Origin of the sequence: Sphingobacterium sp. SGR-19 (assembly GCF_011043555.1) — a bacterium.
Lineage (GTDB): Bacteria > Bacteroidota > Bacteroidia > Sphingobacteriales > Sphingobacteriaceae > Sphingobacterium.
Map to the genome: position 1 here is coordinate 90,700 of NZ_JAAKGS010000008.1, position 23,198 is coordinate 113,897.

At 43.7% G+C, this 23,198-nt stretch carries 13 protein-coding genes; 11 read left to right on the forward strand and 2 right to left on the reverse strand.

The window, feature by feature from the left end; translation table 11 throughout:
* Positions 1 to 15 precede the first annotated feature (15 nt).
* The 4 genes from G5B43_RS14850 to G5B43_RS14865 all read left to right on the forward strand — a co-directional run bounded on the left by G5B43_RS14850 (position 16) and on the right by G5B43_RS14865 (position 7,395).
* Positions 16 to 2,481, forward strand: coding sequence for a glutaminase family protein (locus tag G5B43_RS14850; RefSeq protein ID WP_165295591.1), 2,466 nt, complete (start codon positions 16 to 18; stop codon positions 2,479 to 2,481).
* Positions 2,482 to 2,598: 117 nt separating this feature from the next.
* Positions 2,599 to 4,443, forward strand: a complete 1,845-nt coding sequence (locus tag G5B43_RS14855) for a glycoside hydrolase family 2 protein (protein WP_165295592.1) — start codon at positions 2,599 to 2,601, stop codon at positions 4,441 to 4,443.
* Positions 4,444 to 4,463: 20 nt separating this feature from the next.
* Positions 4,464 to 5,852 (forward strand): sulfatase, encoded by a 1,389-nt coding sequence (locus tag G5B43_RS14860; RefSeq protein ID WP_240904876.1) that lies wholly within the window; start codon positions 4,464 to 4,466, stop codon positions 5,850 to 5,852.
* A 52-nt stretch (positions 5,853 to 5,904) separates the two neighbouring features.
* The gene (locus tag G5B43_RS14865; protein WP_165295593.1) at positions 5,905 to 7,395 is read left to right on the forward strand and encodes a sulfatase; all 1,491 of its coding nucleotides are present in this window, start codon (positions 5,905 to 5,907) and stop codon (positions 7,393 to 7,395) included.
* Between the two features lie 13 nt (positions 7,396 to 7,408).
* On the opposite strand, the gene G5B43_RS14870 is transcribed toward G5B43_RS14865, so the two are convergent.
* Together G5B43_RS14870 and G5B43_RS14875 are read right to left on the reverse strand one after the other, a co-directional pair.
* A complete protein-coding gene (locus G5B43_RS14870) occupies positions 7,409 to 8,188 on the reverse strand; it encodes a response regulator (RefSeq protein ID WP_165295594.1) in 780 nt (259 codons plus the stop codon).
* Positions 8,189 to 8,193: 5 nt separating this feature from the next.
* Positions 8,194 to 11,304, reverse strand: a complete 3,111-nt coding sequence (locus tag G5B43_RS14875) for a two-component regulator propeller domain-containing protein (protein ID WP_165295595.1) — start codon at positions 11,302 to 11,304, stop codon at positions 8,194 to 8,196.
* 158 nt (positions 11,305 to 11,462) lie between these two features.
* Here G5B43_RS14875 and G5B43_RS14880 point away from each other — a divergent pair, with 158 nt between their 5' ends.
* From G5B43_RS14880 to G5B43_RS14910, 7 genes are all read left to right on the forward strand, one after another.
* On the forward strand, positions 11,463 to 12,602 hold the full coding sequence (locus tag G5B43_RS14880) for an aldose epimerase family protein (RefSeq protein WP_165295596.1): 1,140 nt from the start codon (positions 11,463 to 11,465) through the stop codon (positions 12,600 to 12,602).
* A 330-nt stretch (positions 12,603 to 12,932) separates the two neighbouring features.
* Positions 12,933 to 14,363 carry an IPT/TIG domain-containing protein gene (locus tag G5B43_RS14885; protein WP_165295597.1) on the forward strand — a complete coding sequence of 477 codons (1,431 nt, stop codon included), beginning with the start codon at positions 12,933 to 12,935 and terminating at the stop codon, positions 14,361 to 14,363.
* A 22-nt stretch (positions 14,364 to 14,385) separates the two neighbouring features.
* Positions 14,386 to 17,487 carry a SusC/RagA family TonB-linked outer membrane protein gene (locus G5B43_RS14890; protein ID WP_240904877.1) on the forward strand — a complete coding sequence of 1,034 codons (3,102 nt, stop codon included), beginning with the start codon at positions 14,386 to 14,388 and terminating at the stop codon, positions 17,485 to 17,487.
* Positions 17,488 to 17,499: 12 nt separating this feature from the next.
* A complete protein-coding gene (locus G5B43_RS14895; RefSeq protein WP_165295599.1) occupies positions 17,500 to 19,581 on the forward strand; it encodes a RagB/SusD family nutrient uptake outer membrane protein in 2,082 nt (693 codons plus the stop codon).
* Between the two features lie 18 nt (positions 19,582 to 19,599).
* Entirely contained in the window at positions 19,600 to 20,610 is a 1,011-nt protein-coding gene (locus G5B43_RS14900) for a DUF4973 domain-containing protein (RefSeq protein ID WP_206367374.1), read from the forward strand.
* Positions 20,611 to 20,654: 44 nt separating this feature from the next.
* Positions 20,655 to 21,935, forward strand: a complete 1,281-nt coding sequence (locus G5B43_RS14905; RefSeq protein ID WP_206367375.1) for a glycoside hydrolase family 43 protein — start codon at positions 20,655 to 20,657, stop codon at positions 21,933 to 21,935.
* A 24-nt stretch (positions 21,936 to 21,959) separates the two neighbouring features.
* A complete protein-coding gene (locus G5B43_RS14910; protein ID WP_165295600.1) occupies positions 21,960 to 23,177 on the forward strand; it encodes an enolase C-terminal domain-like protein in 1,218 nt (405 codons plus the stop codon).
* The last annotated feature ends 21 nt before the right edge of the window (positions 23,178 to 23,198 follow it).

Consider the following 23,198-nt stretch of genomic DNA (forward strand, 5'->3'; position numbering starts at 1 on the left):
TTATACTATAACAATATGGTAAGAGTTCAAAATTTTATAAGAAACGGAAGTTACGTCGCCACAGGGTTATTCGTCTTTATTTTATGCATACTGACGTCCTATGGACAGGTTAATCAAGTTCGAAAAGCACCGGCCTATCCCTTGATTACACATAATCCGAATTTCAGTATTTGGTCGACTAGCGATATCTTGACAGATAAGGTCACCGAGCATTGGACCGGCGTTGCGCATGGATTAACCGGTTATCTTGAAGTGGATGGTGTCACATACCGCTTTATGGGTAAGGACGCTCCCCGTTACCAAACGATAATACCGCACGCTACCGAGGAGGGTAAACCTCGAGTAAAATATATAGAGAAAGCTCAAAATGGCGGATGGAGTGCATTGGACTTTGAAGACTCGAATTGGAAGGAAGGCGCGTTGCCAATCTCAGATAATAAAGCTGTATCGGGGACTTTTTGGGAATCAGATAATATCTGGGTGAGACGGGAATTCTCTCTTGGAAAAAGAGATGAAAACGAACCGTTATTCTTGAAATTACATCATGATGATAATGTTGAAGTATATTTAAATGGTGTTCTTGTGTTTGAGAGGGATGGTTGGAATAATCGTTTCGAATATTTCGATATTTCGTCTAAAGCGAAAGGAGTTTTACGCGAGGGTAAAAATGTGCTCGCGATTCACTTAAAAAATACGGCAGGCGGTCGTTTCTTAGATTTTGATTTGGTAAACAGCGTGGCAGCCGATAAGGCAGATGTAGTCGTTGCGAAGCAGACTTCGGTAGATGTGCATGCTACTCAAACAATGTATAGGTTTGATTGTGACGGCGTCGAACTGCAGGTTACCTTCACTTCACCAGTGTTAATGGATGATCTTGATCTTCTTGCGCGACCTGTCTCCTATATCTCCTACGAAGTGCAGGCGAAGGATGGAAAAAAACATGACGTTAAAATACATCAGGAAGTATCGTCAGATATAGCGGTTTATATGGCTGATCAACAGGAAGTAAAAGGACAGGCCTATAAAGACGGAACGCTCTCTATATTGAAAGTGGGTACGGTTGAGCAACCCATATTACAAAAGGGAGCCGATGATATGCGTATAGATTGGGGACACTTGTATGTAGCTGTACCCACAGACAGAAATGTCAAACAGTTTATATCTGGCTATGACGCCCCCTATCAAGGAAAATCTTTGACACTGCATACCGAAATTTCGTTAGGTCAGGTAGGTGCTACTCCTGCGAATCGTTTTTTGACCATCGGATACGATGAAGTATATGCCATTCAATATTTTCATACGGATTTACGTCCCTGGTGGAACAAAAATGGCGATCGTTCTTTCGAGACACAACTGCATGCTGCGGTAAGGGACTATGAAAAATTGATACAGCAGTGCACGGTTTTTGACAGCACATTGAGACGCCAGGTAGTACAGGCAGGTGGGGAAAAATATGCGTATCTTTGCGTTTTGGCCTATCGACAAAGTATTGCAGCGCATACGTTGGTTGAAAGTCCGACCGGAGAAGTACTATGGCTTTCGAAAGAAAATAATAGTGGAGGCTTTATTAATACGGTGGATGTGACCTATCCCTCATCACCATTATATTTAATATATAACCCTGTTTTACTACAGGGGATGCTAAATGGTATTTTCTATTTCAGTGAAAGTGGAAAATATCCACACCCCTGGGCGGCGCATGATTTGGGAACCTATCCTTTTGCGAATGGACAGACGTATGGTGAGCCGATGCCGGTAGAAGAGTCTGGGAATATGTTGATTATGACAGCAGCAATAGCTCGTGCACAAGGAAATGCAAAGTATGCAGAAAAACATTGGAAGGTTTTGAGTCAATGGGCTGACTATTTGGTGGAGGAAGGTTTGGATCCGAAAGCACAACTTTGTACGGATGATTTTGCAGGCCATCTTGCGCGTAATGCTAATCTTTCTGTTAAGGCGATTATGGGAATCGCCAGTTATGCCCGATTGGCTGATATGTTAGGAAAGAAGGATGTTGCCGATCGTTACCGGAAGATCGCCGAGGAGATGGTGCCCAAATGGATGGATTTGGCAGATGCGGGTGATCACTACGCGCTAACATTCGATGATCCGAATACATGGAGTCAGAAATATAATCTGATTTGGGATAAAGTTTTGGATTTCGGCTTGTTCCCTAAAGAAGTGGTTGATAAGGAAATTGCTTATTACATACCGCGTATGAAGCGGTTTGGTTTGCCTTTGGATAGCCGGAAAAATTATACCAAAAATGATTGGATCGTATGGACGGCAACCCTCGCGAAGAATAAAGATACGTTTGAAAAATTTATCGATCCATTATTTCGCCATGCCCTAGAGGCGCCCACACGCGTTCCGCTGAATGACTTTTATGACGCGACAACGGGAGTCCGCGAGAACTTTAAGGCGCGCAGTGTCGTTGGCGGCTTTTACATGAAACTGCTAGCTGAAAAATGGGATAAATGATTTTTTTGATTCACATTGAGACGATTTGATGCTATTTTGAATTAAAAGGTCAAGGTTTTGTTTTCTTTATATTGCATTTTTGGAATATAAACCGGAAAAATCAAAATAGAAACAATAATGAAGCGATTTTTTGCATTAGCATGTTTAGTCACGACGAGTTGGTTCGCTGCACAAGCGCAGGATTGGAAACCAGCAGGAGACAAAATTTTAACCACTTGGGGGGAACAGCTGGATCCAGCGAATCCGCATCCAGAATATCCAAGACCACAGTTGGAACGCAAAGACAATTGGAAAAGTTTAAATGGATTATGGAAGTATACCGTTGTAGACAAATCCGTTTCCGAAAAGCCAACGTCATGGGAAGGGGATATATTAGTGCCCTTTGCAATTGAATCTGCCTTGTCGGGGGTGGGAAAAGAAGTCGGAAAAGACAAAGCCTTGTGGTACAGCCGAACGATATCCGTACCCAAGACTTTTCGGAAAGGGCGTGCCTTGTTACATTTTGGTGCGGTAGACTGGCAATGTGATGTATATGTAAATGGACAACATATCGGTCAACACGAAGGAGGTTTCGATCCCTTCTCATTTGACATCACAGACGCGTTAAAAAAAGGTGCGGATCAAGAAATTGTGGTACGCGTATGGGATCCAACAAGCGAAGGACCGCAGCCCCGTGGAAAACAGATCAATAATCCACATGGTATATGGTATACACCGGTAACGGGGATATGGCAAACTGTCTGGTTGGAAAATGTACCAGAAAGTTATATAGTAAACACAAAACATACTCCTGATGTAGACCAATCGTTACTACATTTTTCAGCTGAGGTAGTGGGAGCAAAAGCGGGAGATGAGTTGCTTGTTGAAATTTATGATGGTGCACAGAAAATCGGTGAACAGCAACTAGCCGCAAACCAAGAATCGGCTTTATCCGTGAAGAATCTGACCTTGTGGAGTCCTACAAATCCGAAGCTTTATGACCTGCAAATCAAATTGCTACGTGGTAAAAAAGTAGTGGATCAGGTGAAAAGCTATTTCGCTATGCGCAAAATAAGCATGAAGCAGGGGAGCGATGGTATTCAACGCATGTACTTAAACGATGAGTTTGTGTTCCATTATGGACCCTTAGATCAAGGTTGGTGGCCAGATGGTCTACATACACCCCCAACTGACGAGGCATTGAAATTCGATGTTGTTAAAACCAAAGAGATGGGCTTTAATATGATCCGTAAGCATATTAAAGTGGAGCCTGCCCGTTGGTATCGTCATTGTGATAGCCTCGGTATTTTGGTGTGGCAAGATATGCCGAGTGGTGATCTCGGTGGAAATATCTGGGATATGCAGCCCGGTAAAATTTCCAATGGTATTCATGACAAGAATCGGACACCTGAATCCGAAGCGATCTATAAAAAAGAATGGAAGGCGATTATGGATGCATTGCATAACTTTCCGAGTATTGTGATTTGGGTTCCTTTTAACGAAGCTTGGGGACAGTTCAAAACGAAAGAAATGACGGAATGGACAATGAACTATGATCCATCACGATTAGTGAATAGTGCCAGCGGAGGGAATTTTGCCTTTATTGGACATATATTGGATATTCATAACTATCCAGGTGCTGCCATGCCCGATCCGAATCTCTTTGGCGACAAATTTATACTGGCGTTGGGCGAGTTTGGAGGCTTAGGATTACCGGTAGAAGGCCATACGTGGCAAGAGAAGGATAATTGGGGTTATCAATCATTCAAAAATAAAGAAGAGCTTAAACAGCGTTATCAGGAATTAGTGAATGACCTCAATGCGCTGATCAAACGGGGACTCTCTGCAGCTGTTTATACCCAGACGACAGATGTTGAGGTCGAAACGAATGGTCTAATGACTTACGATCGGAAGGTAATCAAGATTCCAGAGGCCGTGCTAAAGGAAATGCACAATAAGTTATATCAACATGTCATCCGATAATAAAGAGTTAGCGTAACGCTATGATGAATGTCATTATCAAAAGTATCTGCTTAATAGGGCTGTTAGCGCAAACCCTAGTTTCATGGAGTCAGGAACGTCCGCATATCATTGTTATCTTGACCGACGACATGGGATTTGGAGATATCGGCGCATTTGGGGGGGAGCTTGTTCCGACCCCCCGCCTTGACCGGTTTGCGTCAGAAGGTACACGGTTCACTCAATACTACAGCGCGTCGCCTATTTGCAGTCCGTCCCGAGCGAGCATGCTCACCGGCATGTTTCCGGCAGAATGGAATTTTACTACCTTTCTAAACAACAGACGGAGTAATGAACTGGCTGAGCAGGCGAACTATCTCCATGTGCAAGCCCCCTCTATCGCCAAAATTCTGAAAAGCGCGGGGTATAAAACGGGACATTTTGGGAAATGGCATATGGGAGGCGGAAGGGATATAAAAAACGCACCGAAATTTAACAAATATGGTTTTGATGAGCACGCCAGCACCTATGAAAGTCCAGAGCCGGATCCGGTATTGACGGCTACCGACTGGATATGGTCTGATGTGGATAGCGTAAAGCGTTGGGACAGGACGGCTTACTTCGTAGATAAGACACTTGACTTTTTGAGACGACATCAGGATTCCCCCTGTTTTGTAAACTTGTGGCCCGACGATATGCATGATCCTTGGGTACCGGAGGAGAACCAGCGGCAGTCGGGGCAGTTTCCGATGAATCCCAAGGAAGAGGCGGCGTTCAAGCTGGTGTTGGCCGAGTTTGATAAACAGATGGGCAGGCTCTTCGACGGCCTGCGCGAGCTCGGTATTGCAGAAAACACCGTGGTGATCTTCACCAGTGACAACGGTGCATTGCCGAGTTTCAAAGGTAGTCGAAACGGAGGGCTTCGCGGCACGAAGCTTTCGCTGTACGAGGGCGGTATACGAATGCCATTTATCGTACGTTGGCCGGGTCAGGTGCCTGCCGGTGCAACGGACAGTGTTTCTGTATTAAATTCGACAGATTTGGTACCGACACTTGCTAACATCGCAACCGCCGAACTACCGGCCAATTACAAAGGTGATGGCGAAGATCGGAAGTCCGTTTGGTTAGGAATACCAGCGCTACGCACGAAAGATATGTATTGGGAATACGGTAGAAATGATTATGCGTTTAATTTCCCAAGAGGTAGAGATCGGAGCCCCAATCTGGCTATTCGGTCTGGAAAATGGAAGTTGCTCATGGATTACCGCAAGAATAACCCCGAATTGTATAATATGGAGATGGACCGCTATGAAACGAAGAATATAGCCGAAGCTCATCCCGATATCGTCAAGGAGTTGCAGACGAAACTTACTACTTGGCGTAGCTACTTGCCGGAATTGACGGACGGTCGTGCAAATCCGCCGGTCGATTGAGGTGTCCGGTGCGATTGAAAAAGTATAGCGGGGGCGAACATAATTAAAGCTTATGAATCGGAGAACTTATCTTTTAATGGCCGTATCGATGGTCATGTCGCTGCTTCTGAATGCGCAGGACAAGAAGCCTAATATCTTGTTCATTCTTGTGGATGACTTACGCCCGGCAATAGGAGCGTACGGAGATTCTATCGCGATTACCCCGAACATCGACAAGCTGGCGGCACACGGATTTCGGTTTGAGCAGGCATATTCCAACCAAGCCGTTTGTGCGCCCTCCAGGTTTAACCTACTGTTGGGGAGTAGGTCCACCTCGTCTGGGATTTACGGATTCGGACAAAATTTTCGCGACTATTATCCAGATGCCGTGACCTTGCCGCAATACTTTAAGCAGCACGGCTATCACACTGAATCCATGGGTAAGATCTTTCACATCGGTCATGGTACTTATGCAGATGAACTGTCCTGGAGTGTACCACATCACAAAGAGTTGGTTATTGAGTATGTGGACCCGGCCAGTAAGGCATTGGGGTTCACGCGCGAAGAAGCGCTCTTTTCAAACCAGGACGCTCGCGGATTGCCTCGCGGGCTCGCCTGGGAGTCTCCCGATGTTGCCGACGAGGCCTATGCAGACGGGCGTGTCGCACAGCGGGCGGTTAATCGTCTTCGAGAATTAAAATCTCGATCGGATCAACCGTTTTTTTTGGCCGTAGGTTTCGCCCGGCCACATCTACCATTTTCTGTGCCTAAAAAGTACTGGGCGATGTATGATGAATCGAAACTACCATTACCTACACATCGTGTGCGACCTGAGGGGGCGCCTCCATATGCAGTGAAATACGGTGTGGAAATCGATCAGTATATTCCCATTCCGACCAATGTTACAGAAGATGCCTTTCCAGATAGCCTTAGCCGTAAATTGATACATGGCTATTATGCCGGTGTGAGTTATGTGGATACCCAGATCGGCAAGGTGCTGGAAGAGCTTAGCGTGCTTGGCCTCGATGAAAATACGATCGTCGTCCTCTGGGGCGACCACGGTTATATGCTTGGTGATATGGGCATGTGGACGAAGCACGTCAATTACGAGTTGGCGAATCGTATACCGTTGATTATATCCGCACCAAGCATAGTACAGCCTGGCAGACATACCACGCAGCTGACGGAGACGGTCGATATCTATCCCACGTTGGTGGAACTGGCTGGATTGCCGGCACCACAGGTTTCACAGCCGTTCGACGGTTTAAGTATGGTGCCTGTCCTCAAAGATCCAGAAATCCGTATTCGGGATCATGCCTATCATAGTTTTCCCAGAGGGGGAAGGCTAGGGCAAGCAATCCGTACCGACCGCTACCGGATGGTAAAATGGAAGAAAATAGGAGACATCCCGGAAACTGCAGAATATGAATTGTATGACTATCAACATGGGCTGGCAGAAATCAGGAATATTGCCGAAGAACATCCGGATGTACTCAAAGAGCTTCAGGCCATTCTGGCACGACATCCAGAACCAAGACAGGGGCGCACTCCATCTTCCCATTAACGCTTAAACCATTTTATTTATGCTTTGCTGCGTAGTCTTTTGGGCTGATCCCGAATTGTTTTTGGAAATTTCGCGAAAAATGAGAAGCCGTACTGAAGCCGAGTAGATTCGCGACCTCATAAACCTTATATTCGCCGTCCAACAAGAGTTGAGAGGCTTTGTTCAATCGTGTAAGATTGATTAATTCATTGGGAGATAAATCCGATAATACCTTAATTTTTCGATAAAGTGTTGGTCTGCTCATATACAGCCGGTCTGCCAACATATCTACACAGAGCGAGGGGTCGGCCATATTTTCCAAAATCAATTTATTGAGCTTTTTTAAGAAGGCTTGGTCTGATTTATTGTGGCCGCTGATATCCAATGGACTGGTAGGTATCCGCTGGAAATGCTCTTTTACATGTTTTCTATTACGCAACAGACTCGCTATTTGAGCCTCCAGGAAGTTAGGTGAAAAAGGCTTCTCGATATAGGCATCCGCTCCATATTCCAAACCTTCTATTTTGGACTGTAAACTGTTCTTCGCCGTCAACATAATAAAAGGGATATGGCTATACTTTTCGTCTTCTTTCAGCTTCGTACAAAATTCATAGCCGTTTAATAGGGGCATCATGATATCGCTGACGATCAGGTCTACATCATGAGTATGCACATATGCTAGGGCCTCTTGTCCATTTAAGGCTTTTACTACCTTGTACTTTTCCTCTAAGTCGTCCGCTATGAAGTCGAGGATGTCCTCATGGTCATCTGCTAACAAAATAACGGATTTTTCTATTCCAAAATCAATATGCATAGTACTTATAATGGTATCTCTAAAACAAATATATTCAAATTTTCTGAATTCTTTTTGTATGCCAATGTGCCTCCATGCAAGGAAACAAACGAATAAGCTAAAGCTAGGCCCAGCCCGGAACCCTTTACGCGATAATGTGTGCTGGCGCGCTGAAAAGGTTCGAAAATCTGGGTCTTCTCTTCGTCAGACAGTAAGATACCATCGTTTTTTATCTCGATGCAGAAGCATTCGCTATCGGCTATTTTGTATAGGTTTACGAAGACGTGCTTTTCTGCGTATTTAAAGGCATTTGACAGGAGGTTGGAAAGAATTTTATACATGGCTTCAATATCTATGTTCGCCTCCAACTTTCGATCCAATGATTTAGACACCTTAATTTTTTTGCTTTCTATCAGGGGAGCAAAATCTTGCAAACATATCAAAATAAGCGAACTGACCGATTGCTTTTTTAGCTTTAGAGAAAATTCATTGCTTTCTACCTTTCTGAAATCCAGCAGGTTGTCTGTCATGGAAAGTAGTTTCTCTGTGTTTTGATGGATTGTCTTTAGCCATTTTCCGGACTTTTTTGGTTCGGCGCCCAACATTATTTTTTCAAGTGGCGCTTTGATCAGTGTTAAAGGCGTTTTAATGTCGTGTGTGATCTGCATAAAAAAATCCATCTTCGCCTTATAGAGCTCTTTTTCCTTATAAGCTTTGATTTTTTCTAACCGTCGCCTATTTTTTTCTTTCATCTTATGGTCATACCAGTACAGCATCATACCGATTAAGCCTACAGAAAATAGGACGTAAATAATATAGGCCGGGACGCTGGCCCAGAAGGGTGGAAGTATCGTAATTTTTAACGATTTTATTTTTGAAATCGGCGTTTTGTTGGCGTCGGAAGCCATGACTTCAAATGTATATTTCCCAGGGGGAATCTTCGTGAAGTTTGCTTTCGTATTATTTCTTAAGAAGGTCCACGTGGTATCCAATCCGACTAATCTATACAGGTAGGATGTTGCATTCGCTGATGCAAAATTTAGCGCTACGAAATCGAAGCTGATCGTCGATTCATCGTAAGGCAATTTTATTTCATCCGTGTAGAGGATAGATTTCGACAGTGCACCTTTTTTGTCCTGTATCGTCAACTCCTGTTGGTTCGACTGGATACCGGTGATATAAATAGGGGTATCAAAATCTGTTTTATAAAGGTCCGTGATAGATGACGGGTCAAATCGTATCAACCCTTTCGATGCTCCAAAATAGAGCAAGCCATTTGTATCTTTAAAGGCAGAATTATAGTTGAACTGAAGGTCTAATAGGCCATGTTCTAAACTATACTTTTCGATCCGATGAGAGCGAATATTCATTTTTACCAGCCCCCTAGTTGTCGATATCCAAAGATTTTCTGAATTGTCTTCCAGCATCGCCAAGATCAGATTACTGGGAAGTCCATCTTTGGAGGTGAAGCGTTTAAAGGATTGGTTGGACTTGTCGTATATGCATAAACCACTCTCGGTGGCTACCCAGATTTGTCCTTTTGAATCCTGAAAGACACGATTAACACGATTGCTGCTGATCGAGAAAGGATCTTTAGGGTCATGTACATACCGAGTGGGCTTTTGCTCGCCGTGGGGGAGCATGTATAGTCCGTCACGCCAGGTTGTAAACCATAGTGTCTGGTTTTTGTCTTCAAAAATAGACGTAAAAAATACATGACCGGGGGCGCCTTTAAAGCGGATAAATTGATCCTCTCCAGGTATAAATTGAAAAATTCCAGGTGCTGTTGCTAGTAGAATATCGCCTTTTGACGTTTTATAGATATGATAGATAAAGTTACTTTTGAGCGCTTGGTCGGTGTTGTTCGAATCAAAATGTTTAATGACTTTTTTCTTTCGTATATCGATCACATCGAGTCCTTGAAAAAATGTGCCGATCAGTAAGCTATCACCTGTGATAAGCAACCCATGTATATTGGTGTGTGCGAGGCCATTTTCTGGACCAAAATTACGGAATTGATTTGTTTTCTGATCCCAGAAGCTCAAGCCCTGATCCTCTGTACCGATCCATATATTGTGTTGGTCGTCTTCAACAATCTCTCGTACTGCGTGTCCACCGATAGCATTAGGCGAATTTCGAGGGAATATCTTCTCAAACAAATTATGCTGCGGATGGTAATAGTTAATCCCGCCGAAAAAAGTACCAATCCATATCCCATCTCTATTGTCTTTCATAACGGAATAAACAGCATTATCCGAAAGGCTCCACGGATTATCTTTTTCATGAATAATATGTATTGTTTTATTCTTGCTTATTTCATGGACGAGCAAGCCACTTTCTGTTCCAATCCAGAGCTGATCTTTGCTTATTTGTTCTATTTCTCGTACATAGAGGGGTTTGTTGCCCATCTTTTTGATGACGTGTTGCGTTTTATTGTCTTTCCGATTCCATTTGTAAACCCCGTGATGAGATGTGCCAATCCACATATCGTTATTATCGTCGACGAAAAGTTCCTCAACGCCGCCCGTGAATTGTTTGTCATTGGAAAATTTATACTCTTTCCCGCTGTTAACATGACAAATACTTTCTTTTAGGCCTATCCATACTTCGCCCTGCTTATCGATGCAGAAAGCGTGGGTAGGTTCTTTCCGTTGCTTGGCATAGGTTTCATCAATTTGCTCTGTAGTTGGGTTATATTTGTAAAGGCGGCTATTGGATATAAACCAGATATTGCCCCCCGGGTCCTCGTCAATTTGTAAAGTTTCACTTTTCTTGATCTTATCGAATAGCGAAAATTCCTCTTGTTGGGGATCATAGATGTAAATACCTTGATCCGTTCCCACCCAAATTTCGTTCGTTTTACGCACCATAAGGCTGTGGATGAGGTTACTCCCCAAACTGTTTTCATTTTCCGACTCATGAAAAAAGTTTTTGAAGCGATACCCATCAAACCGGTTCAATCCATCTCTTGTACCAAACCAGATAAACCCGTCCTGATCCTGTACACTGCATAATATCGCGTTGTTGGATAGTCCCCTATTTACTTGAAAATGATTGAAATAATAGGGAGATACGGCTCCTTTGAGAAACGTATGGACAAAAAACAGCGACAGAAACAACCAACATTTTGCGGACATGTAAACAGGTTTATCTTATAAAAATAGGAGAAGTTTTTATAATAGGCAATGGAAAATGACTTTTGAGACAAATTCCGGTTATAATGAGACGATTTTGATTGCAATAGCTTAGATTTTTTAACATATTTGAGCTTTTATAAACCCTACTACACGTCACTATGAAGAAGACATCATTGTTTATCATACTCTTATCCACTTTTTTAGGATCGTGTCAGGATACGGACACGCAGAAAACTATTTCCGGTCTTGAACGAAAAAACTTTCAACAACAAGTGAAGGGTAAGCAAACGGATTTATATGCATTGAAGAATGCATCCGGGGCAGAAGTGTGTATAACGAACTATGGTGGCCGCATTGTGTCCCTGTCTGTGCCCGATCGAGAAAATCAACTCCAGGATGTGGTGTTGGGGTTTGACAACATTGATGAATATCTCGCGAAACCCTCATCTTTTGGCGCCACCGTCGGCCGGGTAGCAAATAGGATTGCAAATGGAAAATTTGTGCTCGATGGAGATACGATTACATTGGATCGCAATAACGGCGAACATACGATTCACGGCGGAACAGAAGGGTGGCAGAACCAAGTGTTTGACGCGGAACAGCCATCAGATAGTGTGCTTGTGCTGCGTTATGTATCTAAAGACGGAGAAGCAGGCTTCCCTGGACAGGTGCAGGTTAAAGTAACCTTTAGTTTAAGCGAAGAGAATGCATTAAAAATAGACTATTTCGCAGAAACAGACAAGAAGACTGTTATCAACATGACGAACCATAGTTTCTTTAATTTGTCTGGTAACCCCGAGAAAAACATATTGGATCATACGCTTTTAGTCCATGCAGATGCCTATACACCGCTGAACGAACAGCTGATCACTACAGGTAAGTTGGAACCGCTAGTCGGTACGCCCTTTGATTTTACACGTCCTATCTCCATTAAGGAGGCACTAATGAAAGACAGCTCGCATGCCCAAGTACAGCTTGCACAGGGATTTGATCACAACTACGTTCTGCGGACAGATGGAAACTTGTCTCATGTTGCAGCTGAGGTATACGCCCCTACTACGGGTATCTCGCTTTATGTGTATACGACAGAACCGGGTCTGCAAGTGTACACGGGTAATATGTTAGACGGCTCGCGAATAGGTAAGAAAGGAGTGGCTTACAATAAGCAGACTGGCCTCTGTCTGGAGCCGCAGCATTATCCCGACACACCGAATAAGCCGGAATGGCCGACGACAATATTGGACCCGGGGGAGCAATATACAAGTACCACCATCTATCAGTTTGGTATTCAGAATTAAGCATTCAACCTACCTAGGTTAATAGAAAGCGATGTAGATTTTATCTCATCGCTTTTTTTATGTTACTGATTGATACGATTATGCAAAAAAATGAGACAATTTAACGGGTTATTGAAATCACCTTTCTATAACATTGTATCAGCAATTAGAAATCGAAATTGGTGATGATGAAGTAACACCGACTGACTAGGTAGATCTAAGAATCTCACTTATTTTAAGAATAAATCATATTGGAGCGGTCTAATGATTTTGTGCAACCGTACCAATGTGGACAATATATCACGCAGACGCTAACATGAAAGAAAAAATTTAACCAATATAAAAATGTATATGAAAGTAGAGAAAATGAGTAAAAGATGGCGGCCATTCCAGGGAATATGGCTCGTCATGATGATGCTTTGCTTTGTGCAGTGTAAAGAAAGTAGCGAGGGGGATCCGGCGGTAGATTTTGATCCGTCGAAACCGATCACCGTGACGGATTTTCTTCCCAAAGAAGGCGGGTCGGGAAGCAATTTGGTTATTTACGGAGACAACTTCGGGAGCGATGTATCGCGTTTAAAGGTGGTCATCGGCGGGAAGTCAGCAAAAGTGGTCAATGTAAAAGGCAAAAGTTTGTACTGTATCGTGCCATCAGAAGCCTTTGATGGCGATATACACGTATCCGTATTAGATGAACAAGGAGAAGAGCTTGTTCAGACGTCTGCAACAGAGAATTTTGTTTATGTACCAAAGTGGATTGTTTCCGATTTTATCGGCACCTATTATGAGGTGGATAATGATTTTGAAGAAAAAGAGGGACCGTTCGATGATTGTGGAGCCTTTAAAGGGGTATCTTGGTTAACCTTTGACCCGCTAAACCCAAACCATCTTTATTTCTCGGCAGACAATCACAGTGCGCGTTTAATCGATTTTGAAGAAGAATGGGTCAGTTATTTTCGGCATGGATTCTCTAGGGTGACGGCCATTAACTGGAAACTCAATGGGGATCGGGATATGATTGTTTCAGATAACCATGCCAGCAATACGCGAAATGCACACTATATCTTTTCCCGATCGTCTGGATTTCAACAAAGTACTGCCATTAATCAACCAGCTCGCGGCGTACAAGGTGCTATGGTCCATCCCGTAAACGGTGAGTTTTATTATTCGCTTTTTCGTGCAGGTGAGATACACCGATATGATTTTGCTACAGAACAAGGCAATTTGGCCTTTCCTAATCCATATAATTCGGTGGCTATTTTTATGGTTGTTCATCCTTCTGGCGACTACGCTTATATTACGAATTATAACACCCATTATATTTTACGTAGTGATTACGACTATACTAGAAAGACATTTAAAGCACCCTATCCCGTGGCTGGTGGATCGCAGAACGCGGGTTGGCTTGACGGAGTGGGAACCAATGCGCGACTAAATCACCCCGCACAAGGGGTCTTTGTGAAGAATCCAGACTACGAAGAGCAGGGCGGCGACCAGTACGACTATTATTTCTGTGACGCATCCAATCATTGCATTCGTATATTAACACCCCGAGGACGCGTAAGCACGTTTGCCGGCCGCGGAAATAACGGTACGAATGGATACGCAAATGGTGATCTCCGTCTGGAGGCACGTTTCGATACTCCCAAAGCAATTGCATATGACGAATTGAGGCAATGCTTTTACGTGGGTGATACCAATAATTGGATTATTCGGAAAATTGCAAAAGAAACGCCCGACGAAAGCGAAGAAGAAATTGTGGATGAGGCAGCCGAACAATAACCAATAAAATAAAATTATGATAATGAAGAATTTGATAATGCTAACATGCGTTGTTTTCTTGAGTATGATTGCTAAAACGCACGCGCAGGAAGGAGCTTCGCAGGAGGAAATAACCATTCTGGGTGTGGTAACCAATGTAAAAAAAGAGCCGCTTGCTGGTGTCAATGTATCGATTAGTAACGTGCCAGGACTCGGTGCCATTACGGACGAAGCCGGAAAATATAGTCTTAAGATGCGTCGTTACCAAACCGCGGTCTTTACATTCGTTGGATATGATACTGTAGAGGTACTGTTAAATGAACAAAAACAGATCAATGTTACCATGTTGGAGTCTGATGCCAGCGTGCTCAATGAAGTGGTGGTGACCGCCACGGGAAATCAACGCCGGATTGCAGTTACGGGCGCAATTACTACCGTGGATGTAGAACGTTTAAAATCAAACCCATCGACCTCTATGGTGGACGCTCTTGCCGGACAGGTGCCGGGTGTGATGGCGATGCAGACATCGGGAAGACCCGGCGCGGTTTCCGAATTTTGGATACGCAGCATTTCGACGTTTGGGGGTGGTAGTGCCGCACTAGTATTGGTCGACGGTTTCGAAAGGGATATCAACGAAGTCAATGTGGAAGATGTAGAATCCTTTACTGTTTTAAAAGATGCTTCCGCCACCGCCATATACGGTAGCCGCGGAGCAAACGGGGTCATCTTGATTAATACCAAACGCGGTAAAGATGGGAAGGTGAGTATTAACGCTAAGACGGAAGGTTTTTTAAGTTCCTTTACGCAGCTCCCTGATTTTGTAGACGGGTACACATATGCCTCCATGGCCAATGAAGCCAAGACCACCCGCAATCAGGAGCCGTTGTATTCGGAGGCAGAACTAGAAATCCTCCGTTTAGGGTTGGATCCTGATCTGTTGCCTGATGTAGATTGGATGGACGTGCTGATGCGAGATGCCGCTTACAGCCAGCGTCATGTATTGAACTTAAGGGGAGGTGGGAGTACCGCACGATATTATGTTTCTGGTGGGTACCAAAATCAACAGGGAATGTACAAAGTAGATAAAGCTTTGAAAGATTACAATACCAATACGAATTTCAAAAGGTATACTTATCGTCTCTCCGTAGACATGGATGTTACAAAATCGACATTGTTAAGAGCAGGTGTTTCCGGTTCCTTACGTCAGAAGAATGATCCCGGTATCGGCACGGATGCTATCTGGACTTCGTTGATGGGGTATAACCCCGTTATGTTTCCGATAACTTATTCAGACGGGAAGATACCTTCATGGTCGAGTTCAAGTGGTAATCTTAATCCTTGGGTTCAAGGGACGATGACCGGATATGACGAAAATTGGACGAATAATATCCAAACGACTTTAAACTTAGAGCAGAACCTGAAGTTCATTACACCAGGACTAAGATTTATTGCACGATATGGTTATGATACCAATAACCATAACTGGATTAAACGGCTTAAACTCCCCGAATTGTGGAATGTGGCTCGTTTTCGTAACAATGGTGAGCTCGTGTTTACACGTGTTTCTGAAGAGCAGATAATGACGCAAACATCTGGATCCAATGGCGAACGGCGGGATTTTTTTGAATGGGACCTCATCTATAACAAAAATATCAGGAAGCATCATTTTGGCGCCATTGCCAAATACATGCAGTCATCCAAGGTGTTTACGCAAGGAATAGGAAGTGACCTTAAAAACGGTATCGCACGGCGTATTCAAGGTTTGTCGGGACGTGTTAATTACAACTTTGATCGTCGATACTTTGTGGATTTTAACTTTGGGTACACGGGTTCCGAAAATTTCCACCGCGATCATCGATTTGGGTTTTTTCCGGCCTTTTCCGGTGCATGGAACGTAGCTGAAGAGCCTTTCTTAAGAGATGCAGAATGGGTGGATATGTTTAAAATCCGTTATTCACATGGGAAAACCGGTAACGATAATTTAGGAGATACTCGTTTCCCGTATTTGTATGATATTGAAACAATCGTTAATGAAGATGGCGACCCCTCTGGCGGCTATAACTTTGGCGATATCCAATCCCCCAATTATCGCGGAGGGATGCGCTATAGTTCGGTTTCGTCCCCACATGTTTCTTGGGAGGTTGCAACAAAAAAAGACCTTGGGATTGACTTCTCTTTATTTCAAGACAAATTTTCCGGCGTGCTTGATCTATTTTCTGAGCGGCGAGAAGGTATCTACATGACCCGTGAGTTTCTACCGAGTTTTGTTGGTCTTGAAGGAAATACCTCTGGAAATGTGGGTGCGGTTGATGTCCGAGGTTTTGATGGTAACGTTGCTTTTAAACAACGGGTAAATAACGTTAATTTCACATTGCGTGGAAATATGACCTATAGCAAAAATGAAATATTAGAGCGGGACGAGCAAAACACAATTTATGATTACCGCCTACAACAAGGTCATCGAGTAGGTCAGGCCCGTGGGTTAATCGCTTTAGGACTCTTTAAAGATTACGATGATATCCGCAATAGTCCAACGCAGACGTTCGGCGAGGTGATGCCGGGCGATATCAAATACAAAGATATTAATGGGGATGGTATTGTGGACGATACGGATGTGGCAGCTATCGGGGCTACTGTTAGACCTAATTTAATTTATGGATTTGGTCTCTCTGCCAATTGGAAAGGATTGGATATCAACATGCATTTCCAGGGTTCGGGAAAATCAAGCTTCTTTATTAATGGTACTACAGTCTATATGTTCCAAGGTGGACCAGCCGGTGAAGGTTGGGGAAATATCCTTAGTCAAATGGCTTATGGTAATCGTTGGGTGCTTGGAGAAAACGAGGATCCGAATGCGGATTACCCAAGACTAAGCTACGGAGGTAATCCTAACAACTACAGAGCTTCTACATACTGGCTAAGAGACGGATCCTATTTGCGTCTAAAAACGCTGGATATCGGTTATTCTTTACCTAAAACTTTGGTTAACAGGATTCGACTTAACAATGCGCGATTCTTCTTTATCGCGACCAACTTGCTTACGTTTTCCAACTTCAAACTTTGGGATCCCGAACTGGGAAATTCGGATGGAAAGGAATACCCGCTAAGCAAGACACTTTCGTTCGGTTTACAAGTTAATCTATAAACAACAAAGAAAATGAAAAAAATAACGATCATACTATCCGCTGTCGGACTCATATCTATCCTAGGTGGATGTGCTAAATACCTTGATTCAGATTATCTGTTTGACGAACGGATGACGACGGAAACGGCGTTTGCCGACAGAGACCATGTAGATAGATGGCTGGCGCGTACCTACTATTTTCTGGGTACAAATGTAATGCAGGATGTAACGAGCAAGAAAACAGTACGTTTTAATTTCGCAGACGATATGTATTACGGCGATATGAGCGATGAGTATGCGCGATGGAAAAAGGGGCAGTACAACGAAACAGGTTTAGGCGGCGAAAATCAACTCATTTGGGAGAGGGCATACCAAGGTATACGTCAGGCCTCTATTTTTTTGAACAATATCGATATAAATACCGAGATTTCAGATGTCGAAAAAGCGGATATGAAAGGACAAGTCCGTTTTTTAAGAGCATACTTTTATTGGGTTCTGATTCGTACGTTTGGTCCAGTTCCCATTATCTCGGATGAGGGTATAGATTATACCGAGAGCTACGACGACATCGCACAGCCGCGCAATAGCTATGAGGAATGTGCCGCTTATCTGGATCACGAATTGGCAGAAGCTGCAAAAGTACTTCCGATGAGTCGGAGTATCCAGCAGATTACTCGCCCTACACGGGGCGCCGCTTTGTCCCTTCGTGCTAGAGTATTGCTATTTGCAGCGAGTCCATTGTATAACGGCAAAGCACCGGCCGATGTTGCAGCAGCCTTAGTTGATAAACAAGGAAATCATTTACTCCCGACGACCTATGATGAATTCAAATGGGCAAAGGCCGCTGCAGCAGCTAAGGACGTAATCGATTTAGGGCGTTATCAGCTATACGTTGCTTATCGGAAGGAAACCGGAGATATTATGTATCCAGCAACGGTAACACCTCCCTATGACCCGGCTTTTTCAGACAATAACTGGCCTTTGGGCTGGCGAGATATCGACCCTTTCGAATCCTACCGCGCTTTGTTCAATGGGCAGGTTCCTAGTTTCCAGAATCCGGAGTTGATTTTTACACGCGGCCAGAACCAAGGTGGAGAGAATATCCGCGTCATGGTGTTGCATCAATTGCCGCGTGGAAATGCCAACGGTTATAACTCACACGGCATGACCCAAAAGCAGGCTGATGCCTATTATATGAACGATGGTACCGATATACCCGGTATGAACGATATGTACGCTGGTCGTCCGGGATACGCTGGTCGTTATAATACATTGCCCCGGGCGTCTGGTGTTGTAAAAGCAGAAGAAGTCAGTGATTACCCTGAGCTCGGCATCCAGGCTGAGAAAGTCCACAAACAATATGTGAGACGTGAGCCGCGCTTTTACGCATCCGTTGCCTATAACGGTTCGACATGGAATCTGGATAACGAAATCAATTACCCAGAGTTAAAAAACCCACAGGTATTCTATTATTTTGACGAAGTGAATGGTTATAGACCTGGCGTTACCTATTGGTTACGTACCGGTATTGGCATTAAGAAATTTGTCCATCCGAACGATACGAGAATGATTTCAACCAATACAGGCTACGATGTCAGTAATATTGAACAAAAAGCGGACCCCGCCATTCGCTATGCAGAGGTGCTCTTAATCTATGCGGAGGCGCTAAACGAGCTAAGTGGAAGCCATAGTGTCCCCTCTTACGACGGCAGCAAAACACACACCATATTCCGGGATGTAGCCGAAATGAAACAGGGCGTCCAGCCGATACGAATTCGGGCGGGATTGCCAGATTACGAGGACGAGATATATGGCGACGCGGACAAATTCCGGATGAGCCTGAAGCGCGAACGGCAGATCGAGTTGTTTGCGGAAGGCCATCGCTATTTCGATCTGCGTCGATGGATGGATGCACCAACAGAGGAGGCGGCACCTATATATGGTTGTAATACATGGATATCAAGTGATAAACCTGATTATTTTCATACACCCGTAGCAGTTCCTTCCTTACCCTCTATTTTCACGCTGAAGATGTGGTTTTGGCCGATCCATTGGGATGAATTGAGACGGAATAAAGAACTGACACAAAATCCGGGTTGGACAAACCCTGAATAATGAATATAATCTCTAAAAATGATGAAGAAGATATATAACCTATTTTTAGTAATGACAGCCTTGATGTGTTGCATCTCGTGCAATAATGAGTGGGAAGATGAACAGTATGAGCATCTGGTATCTTTCAAGGCGGTGCCCAATACGGAGGGTGTAAGCTGGACATACGTGCGCTATAAAGAGGATGGGAAAGTCAAATTTGATCTGCCTGTAATTGTTAGTGGTTCGACCCCGAATGCTGAAGATCGCACTGTCCGTTTGGGATTGGATTTGGATACACTAGACTATTTGAACCGAGAGCAGTTTGGGGAAAGAGAGAATCTTTATTACAGACTATTAGAAGATAAGTATTATAGTATGCCAGAAACCATCACTATTCCGGCAGGAGAAAGCCAAGTGACTATTCCGATCGAATTTTCACTGGCGGGTATAGATGAAGCGGATAAATGGGTGCTTCCCTTGCAGATCCTGGAAGATCCTACAGGTAATTATCAGATAAATCCACATAAACACTATAAAAGAGCGATGTTGCGTATAGCTCCATTCAATGATTATTCGGGCGTATATAGCGGTAATTTGTATAAAATGATATTGGAAAAAGATACGGCTAATTCTTTAACCTTCGATACTTATCGATCATATGTGGTTGATGAAGAAACTATCTTTTTTTATGCCGCCACTAGGGATGTCGACTATCTTGATCGTAAAAATTATAAGGTTTTTGTACGATTTACAGATGAGGCAATAGACCTTTTGAATATTAAGAAAAAGCTGGAAATATGGAGCGATAATACCGAAAATAACAATTTTAAGGTAGAAGGTGATCAACCATACTATACCATCGATCAAGAGTGGGATCCTGTAAAGCCTTATTTAAGACACATATACATTACCCTCTCTTTCGCGTATTCAATCGAGGATTATAGCTCCGTACCGGGATTGCGGTTAAAATATGAAACGGAAGGGACGCTATCGATGCAGCGCGATTTAAATACCTTGATACCGGATGAAGATCAGCAGATTCAGTGGTAATTTTTAGATTTGGAAATATAATGAAAATGCTTAAATTCAACTTCATGTTTAGTAACTGTTTTATGTTGGCGCTTACGCTGTTCTGGTCATGCAAAAGCAGTAGTAACGTAGCCCCCACAGAAAACCAAAAAGATGATGACCCAGCGACCGTCGTCGTAGCAACAGTGTCCGATTTGGTCGCGGAAGAAACAAACAAGAAAAACGAACTGAGACTCAGTTGGATTAATCCGCCGGGCACGGTTTCGGTAGCCCTTTCTTACACGGAAGAGGGAACCGATACAGAGCATATTGTCACGCCTCATATACGCGTAGACGGTGCAAGTAGAAGTTCGTATGTATTAAAATTGCCGAGATATGCTACCTATAAAGTTACCGCAATAGCGATGGATAATTATGGAAGAAAATCGGAAGCACACACGATAACAGCCACGCCTGCTGAGGAGAATTCCTATGAAGTCATCGAAAATAAATTGCCGATTGCCGATCCTTATGTTTTATATCATGGCGGTAAATACTACGCCTACGGAACGCGCGTCAATGGTTTTGAAGTCTATATGTCCGAAGATCTGAAACATTGGAGACGCAGCGAGCATTTGGCGTTATCTCCAGAGAATTCTTGGGGCGATAGGTGGTTCTGGGCACCAGAGGTCTATTACGTGGAATCCAAAAATAGGTTCTATATGTTCTATTCGGTTGATGAGCATATCTGTGTCGCCACATCTAGCAGGCCTGAGGGACCATTTATACAGCAGGAAAAGAAGCCGATTGTCACCGAAAAGGCAATCGATACGCATTTTTATATGGATGAGGATGGTACTCCATATCTTTATTACGTGCGCTTTACAGGGGGTAACGTAATTTGGGTAGCGGAAATGAACGACGATTTAATCAGTATTAAACCAGAAACCCTAACCGAATGTATCCGTGCGCAGGACGCTTGGGAGAGAAAACAAGGTACCATTGCGGAAGGGCCATCTGTGCTGAAGCGCGGTGATACGTACTACTTGATGTACTCGGCAAATCACTTCGAGAGTAAAGATTATGCTGTCGGTTATGCAACAGCTACGTCACCTAAAGGACCTTGGAAGAAGTACGAAGGGAATCCCGTTTTACGCAGAGATATGCCTGCTGCTGATGGATTGGTAGGCACGGGGCATGGTGCACCTTTTGTTACTGCTAACGGTAGCTTTAGATACATTTATCATGCCCATGCAAACGAAAATAACGTACAGCCTCGGACGTCTTTTATAAACCAGATGGATTTTTCAGCTGAGGGTATTATTCGTATTTTTGGTGATGCTATTCATCCGGTGGTGGTGAAATAACACGATATTATAAACGAACACAGCATGAAAAGAAGAACATTTTTACGCGCGCTCCATGTAGGTGCTGCCTCCGTCGCCCTTTTTAATAATCAAAGTCATGCGACACATTTAACATCGCTTTTAGATCGAAGCGAAGATGACAAAGCGTTGGCATATCATCGGATAGAGGAGATTAAATTTTCAACAGTAAAATTGAACTATCCTCGTCTGGTCGGGAAAAATGCGCGACTCGATCTACATGGCTACGGACCGAATATAGAAATAGTTTGCCTGTTGACTGATAAGGGAGCCATGGGCTGGGCTTCTTTACGGGGCCCAAAACACGAGGCTGAAAAGATCTTGGGTGAACTCGTTGGGAAAAAAGTATCCGACTTGTTTGCAGTCAATAAGGGTACCTTACAGGCTCGGCATATTCCGTTCGATATGGCACTTCATGACCTAGCCGGCATCATTTTACAAAAGCCGGTATATAGTATACTGGGGCAAGACAAACCGTTTATCACGGACTATTATAGCGGAATGATCTATTTCGATGATCTGGAGCCAGCCGACAAACCTGCAGGAATTGACCGTATATTGGAAGAATGCCGTTATGACTATGATCTAGGCTACAGGCAGTTCAAACTGAAAATAGGTCGCGGACATAAATGGATGTCGTATAGAGAGGGTTTGCAGCGGGATATTGATGTAACCAAGGCGGTACATAAAGCTTTCCCCGACTGCGGCATTCTAGTAGATGGTAATAATGGATTTACATCTGATCAGTTTATTGACTACCTGAAAGGTATTGCCGGTGTTAAACTATTTTGGATAGAAGAGCCCTTTCATGAAACTGTTGCAGACTATCAAAAGTTGCGGAATTTTATAAAGCGTGAAGATATACAAACCTTACTGGCGGATGGTGAAGCAGATCCCGATCAGCAATTTTTGAGAGAACTTATTCAGCAGGATTTATTGGATGTGCACTTAACGGATATAGAAGGACTTGGATTTACCAATTGGCGACGATTGATGCCAGAACTCAAAAGATTGGGTGCACAGGCTTCACCACATGCCTGGGGTTCACTTCTCAAGACCAATTATACGGCACATTTAGCCGGAGGTTTAGGGAATACTGTAACCATAGAGGGAGTAACGAGCACATCGGATGACGTCGATCTTTCTGGTTACATTGTCAAAGATGGTAAATTAATCCCACCTTCGGCACCAGGTTTTGGTATGTCGCTGTTGAAGAAAATATAAAAGTTCTTCTCTCACATACGC

Coding starts and splice junctions, on each gene's coding strand:
- G5B43_RS14850 (WP_165295591.1), top strand. CDS start 16: ATGGTAAGAGTTCAAAATTTTATAAGAAACGGAAGTTACGTCGCCACA.
- G5B43_RS14855 (WP_165295592.1), top strand. CDS start 2,599: ATGAAGCGATTTTTTGCATTAGCATGTTTAGTCACGACGAGTTGGTTC.
- G5B43_RS14860 (WP_240904876.1), top strand. CDS start 4,464: ATGATGAATGTCATTATCAAAAGTATCTGCTTAATAGGGCTGTTAGCG.
- G5B43_RS14865 (WP_165295593.1), top strand. CDS start 5,905: ATGAATCGGAGAACTTATCTTTTAATGGCCGTATCGATGGTCATGTCG.
- G5B43_RS14870 (WP_165295594.1), bottom strand. CDS start 8,188: ATGCATATTGATTTTGGAATAGAAAAATCCGTTATTTTGTTAGCAGAT.
- G5B43_RS14875 (WP_165295595.1), bottom strand. CDS start 11,304: ATGTCCGCAAAATGTTGGTTGTTTCTGTCGCTGTTTTTTGTCCATACG.
- G5B43_RS14880 (WP_165295596.1), top strand. CDS start 11,463: ATGAAGAAGACATCATTGTTTATCATACTCTTATCCACTTTTTTAGGA.
- G5B43_RS14885 (WP_165295597.1), top strand. CDS start 12,933: ATGAAAGTAGAGAAAATGAGTAAAAGATGGCGGCCATTCCAGGGAATA.
- G5B43_RS14890 (WP_240904877.1), top strand. CDS start 14,386: ATGAAGAATTTGATAATGCTAACATGCGTTGTTTTCTTGAGTATGATT.
- G5B43_RS14895 (WP_165295599.1), top strand. CDS start 17,500: ATGAAAAAAATAACGATCATACTATCCGCTGTCGGACTCATATCTATC.
- G5B43_RS14900 (WP_206367374.1), top strand. CDS start 19,600: ATGATGAAGAAGATATATAACCTATTTTTAGTAATGACAGCCTTGATG.
- G5B43_RS14905 (WP_206367375.1), top strand. CDS start 20,655: ATGTTTAGTAACTGTTTTATGTTGGCGCTTACGCTGTTCTGGTCATGC.
- G5B43_RS14910 (WP_165295600.1), top strand. CDS start 21,960: ATGAAAAGAAGAACATTTTTACGCGCGCTCCATGTAGGTGCTGCCTCC.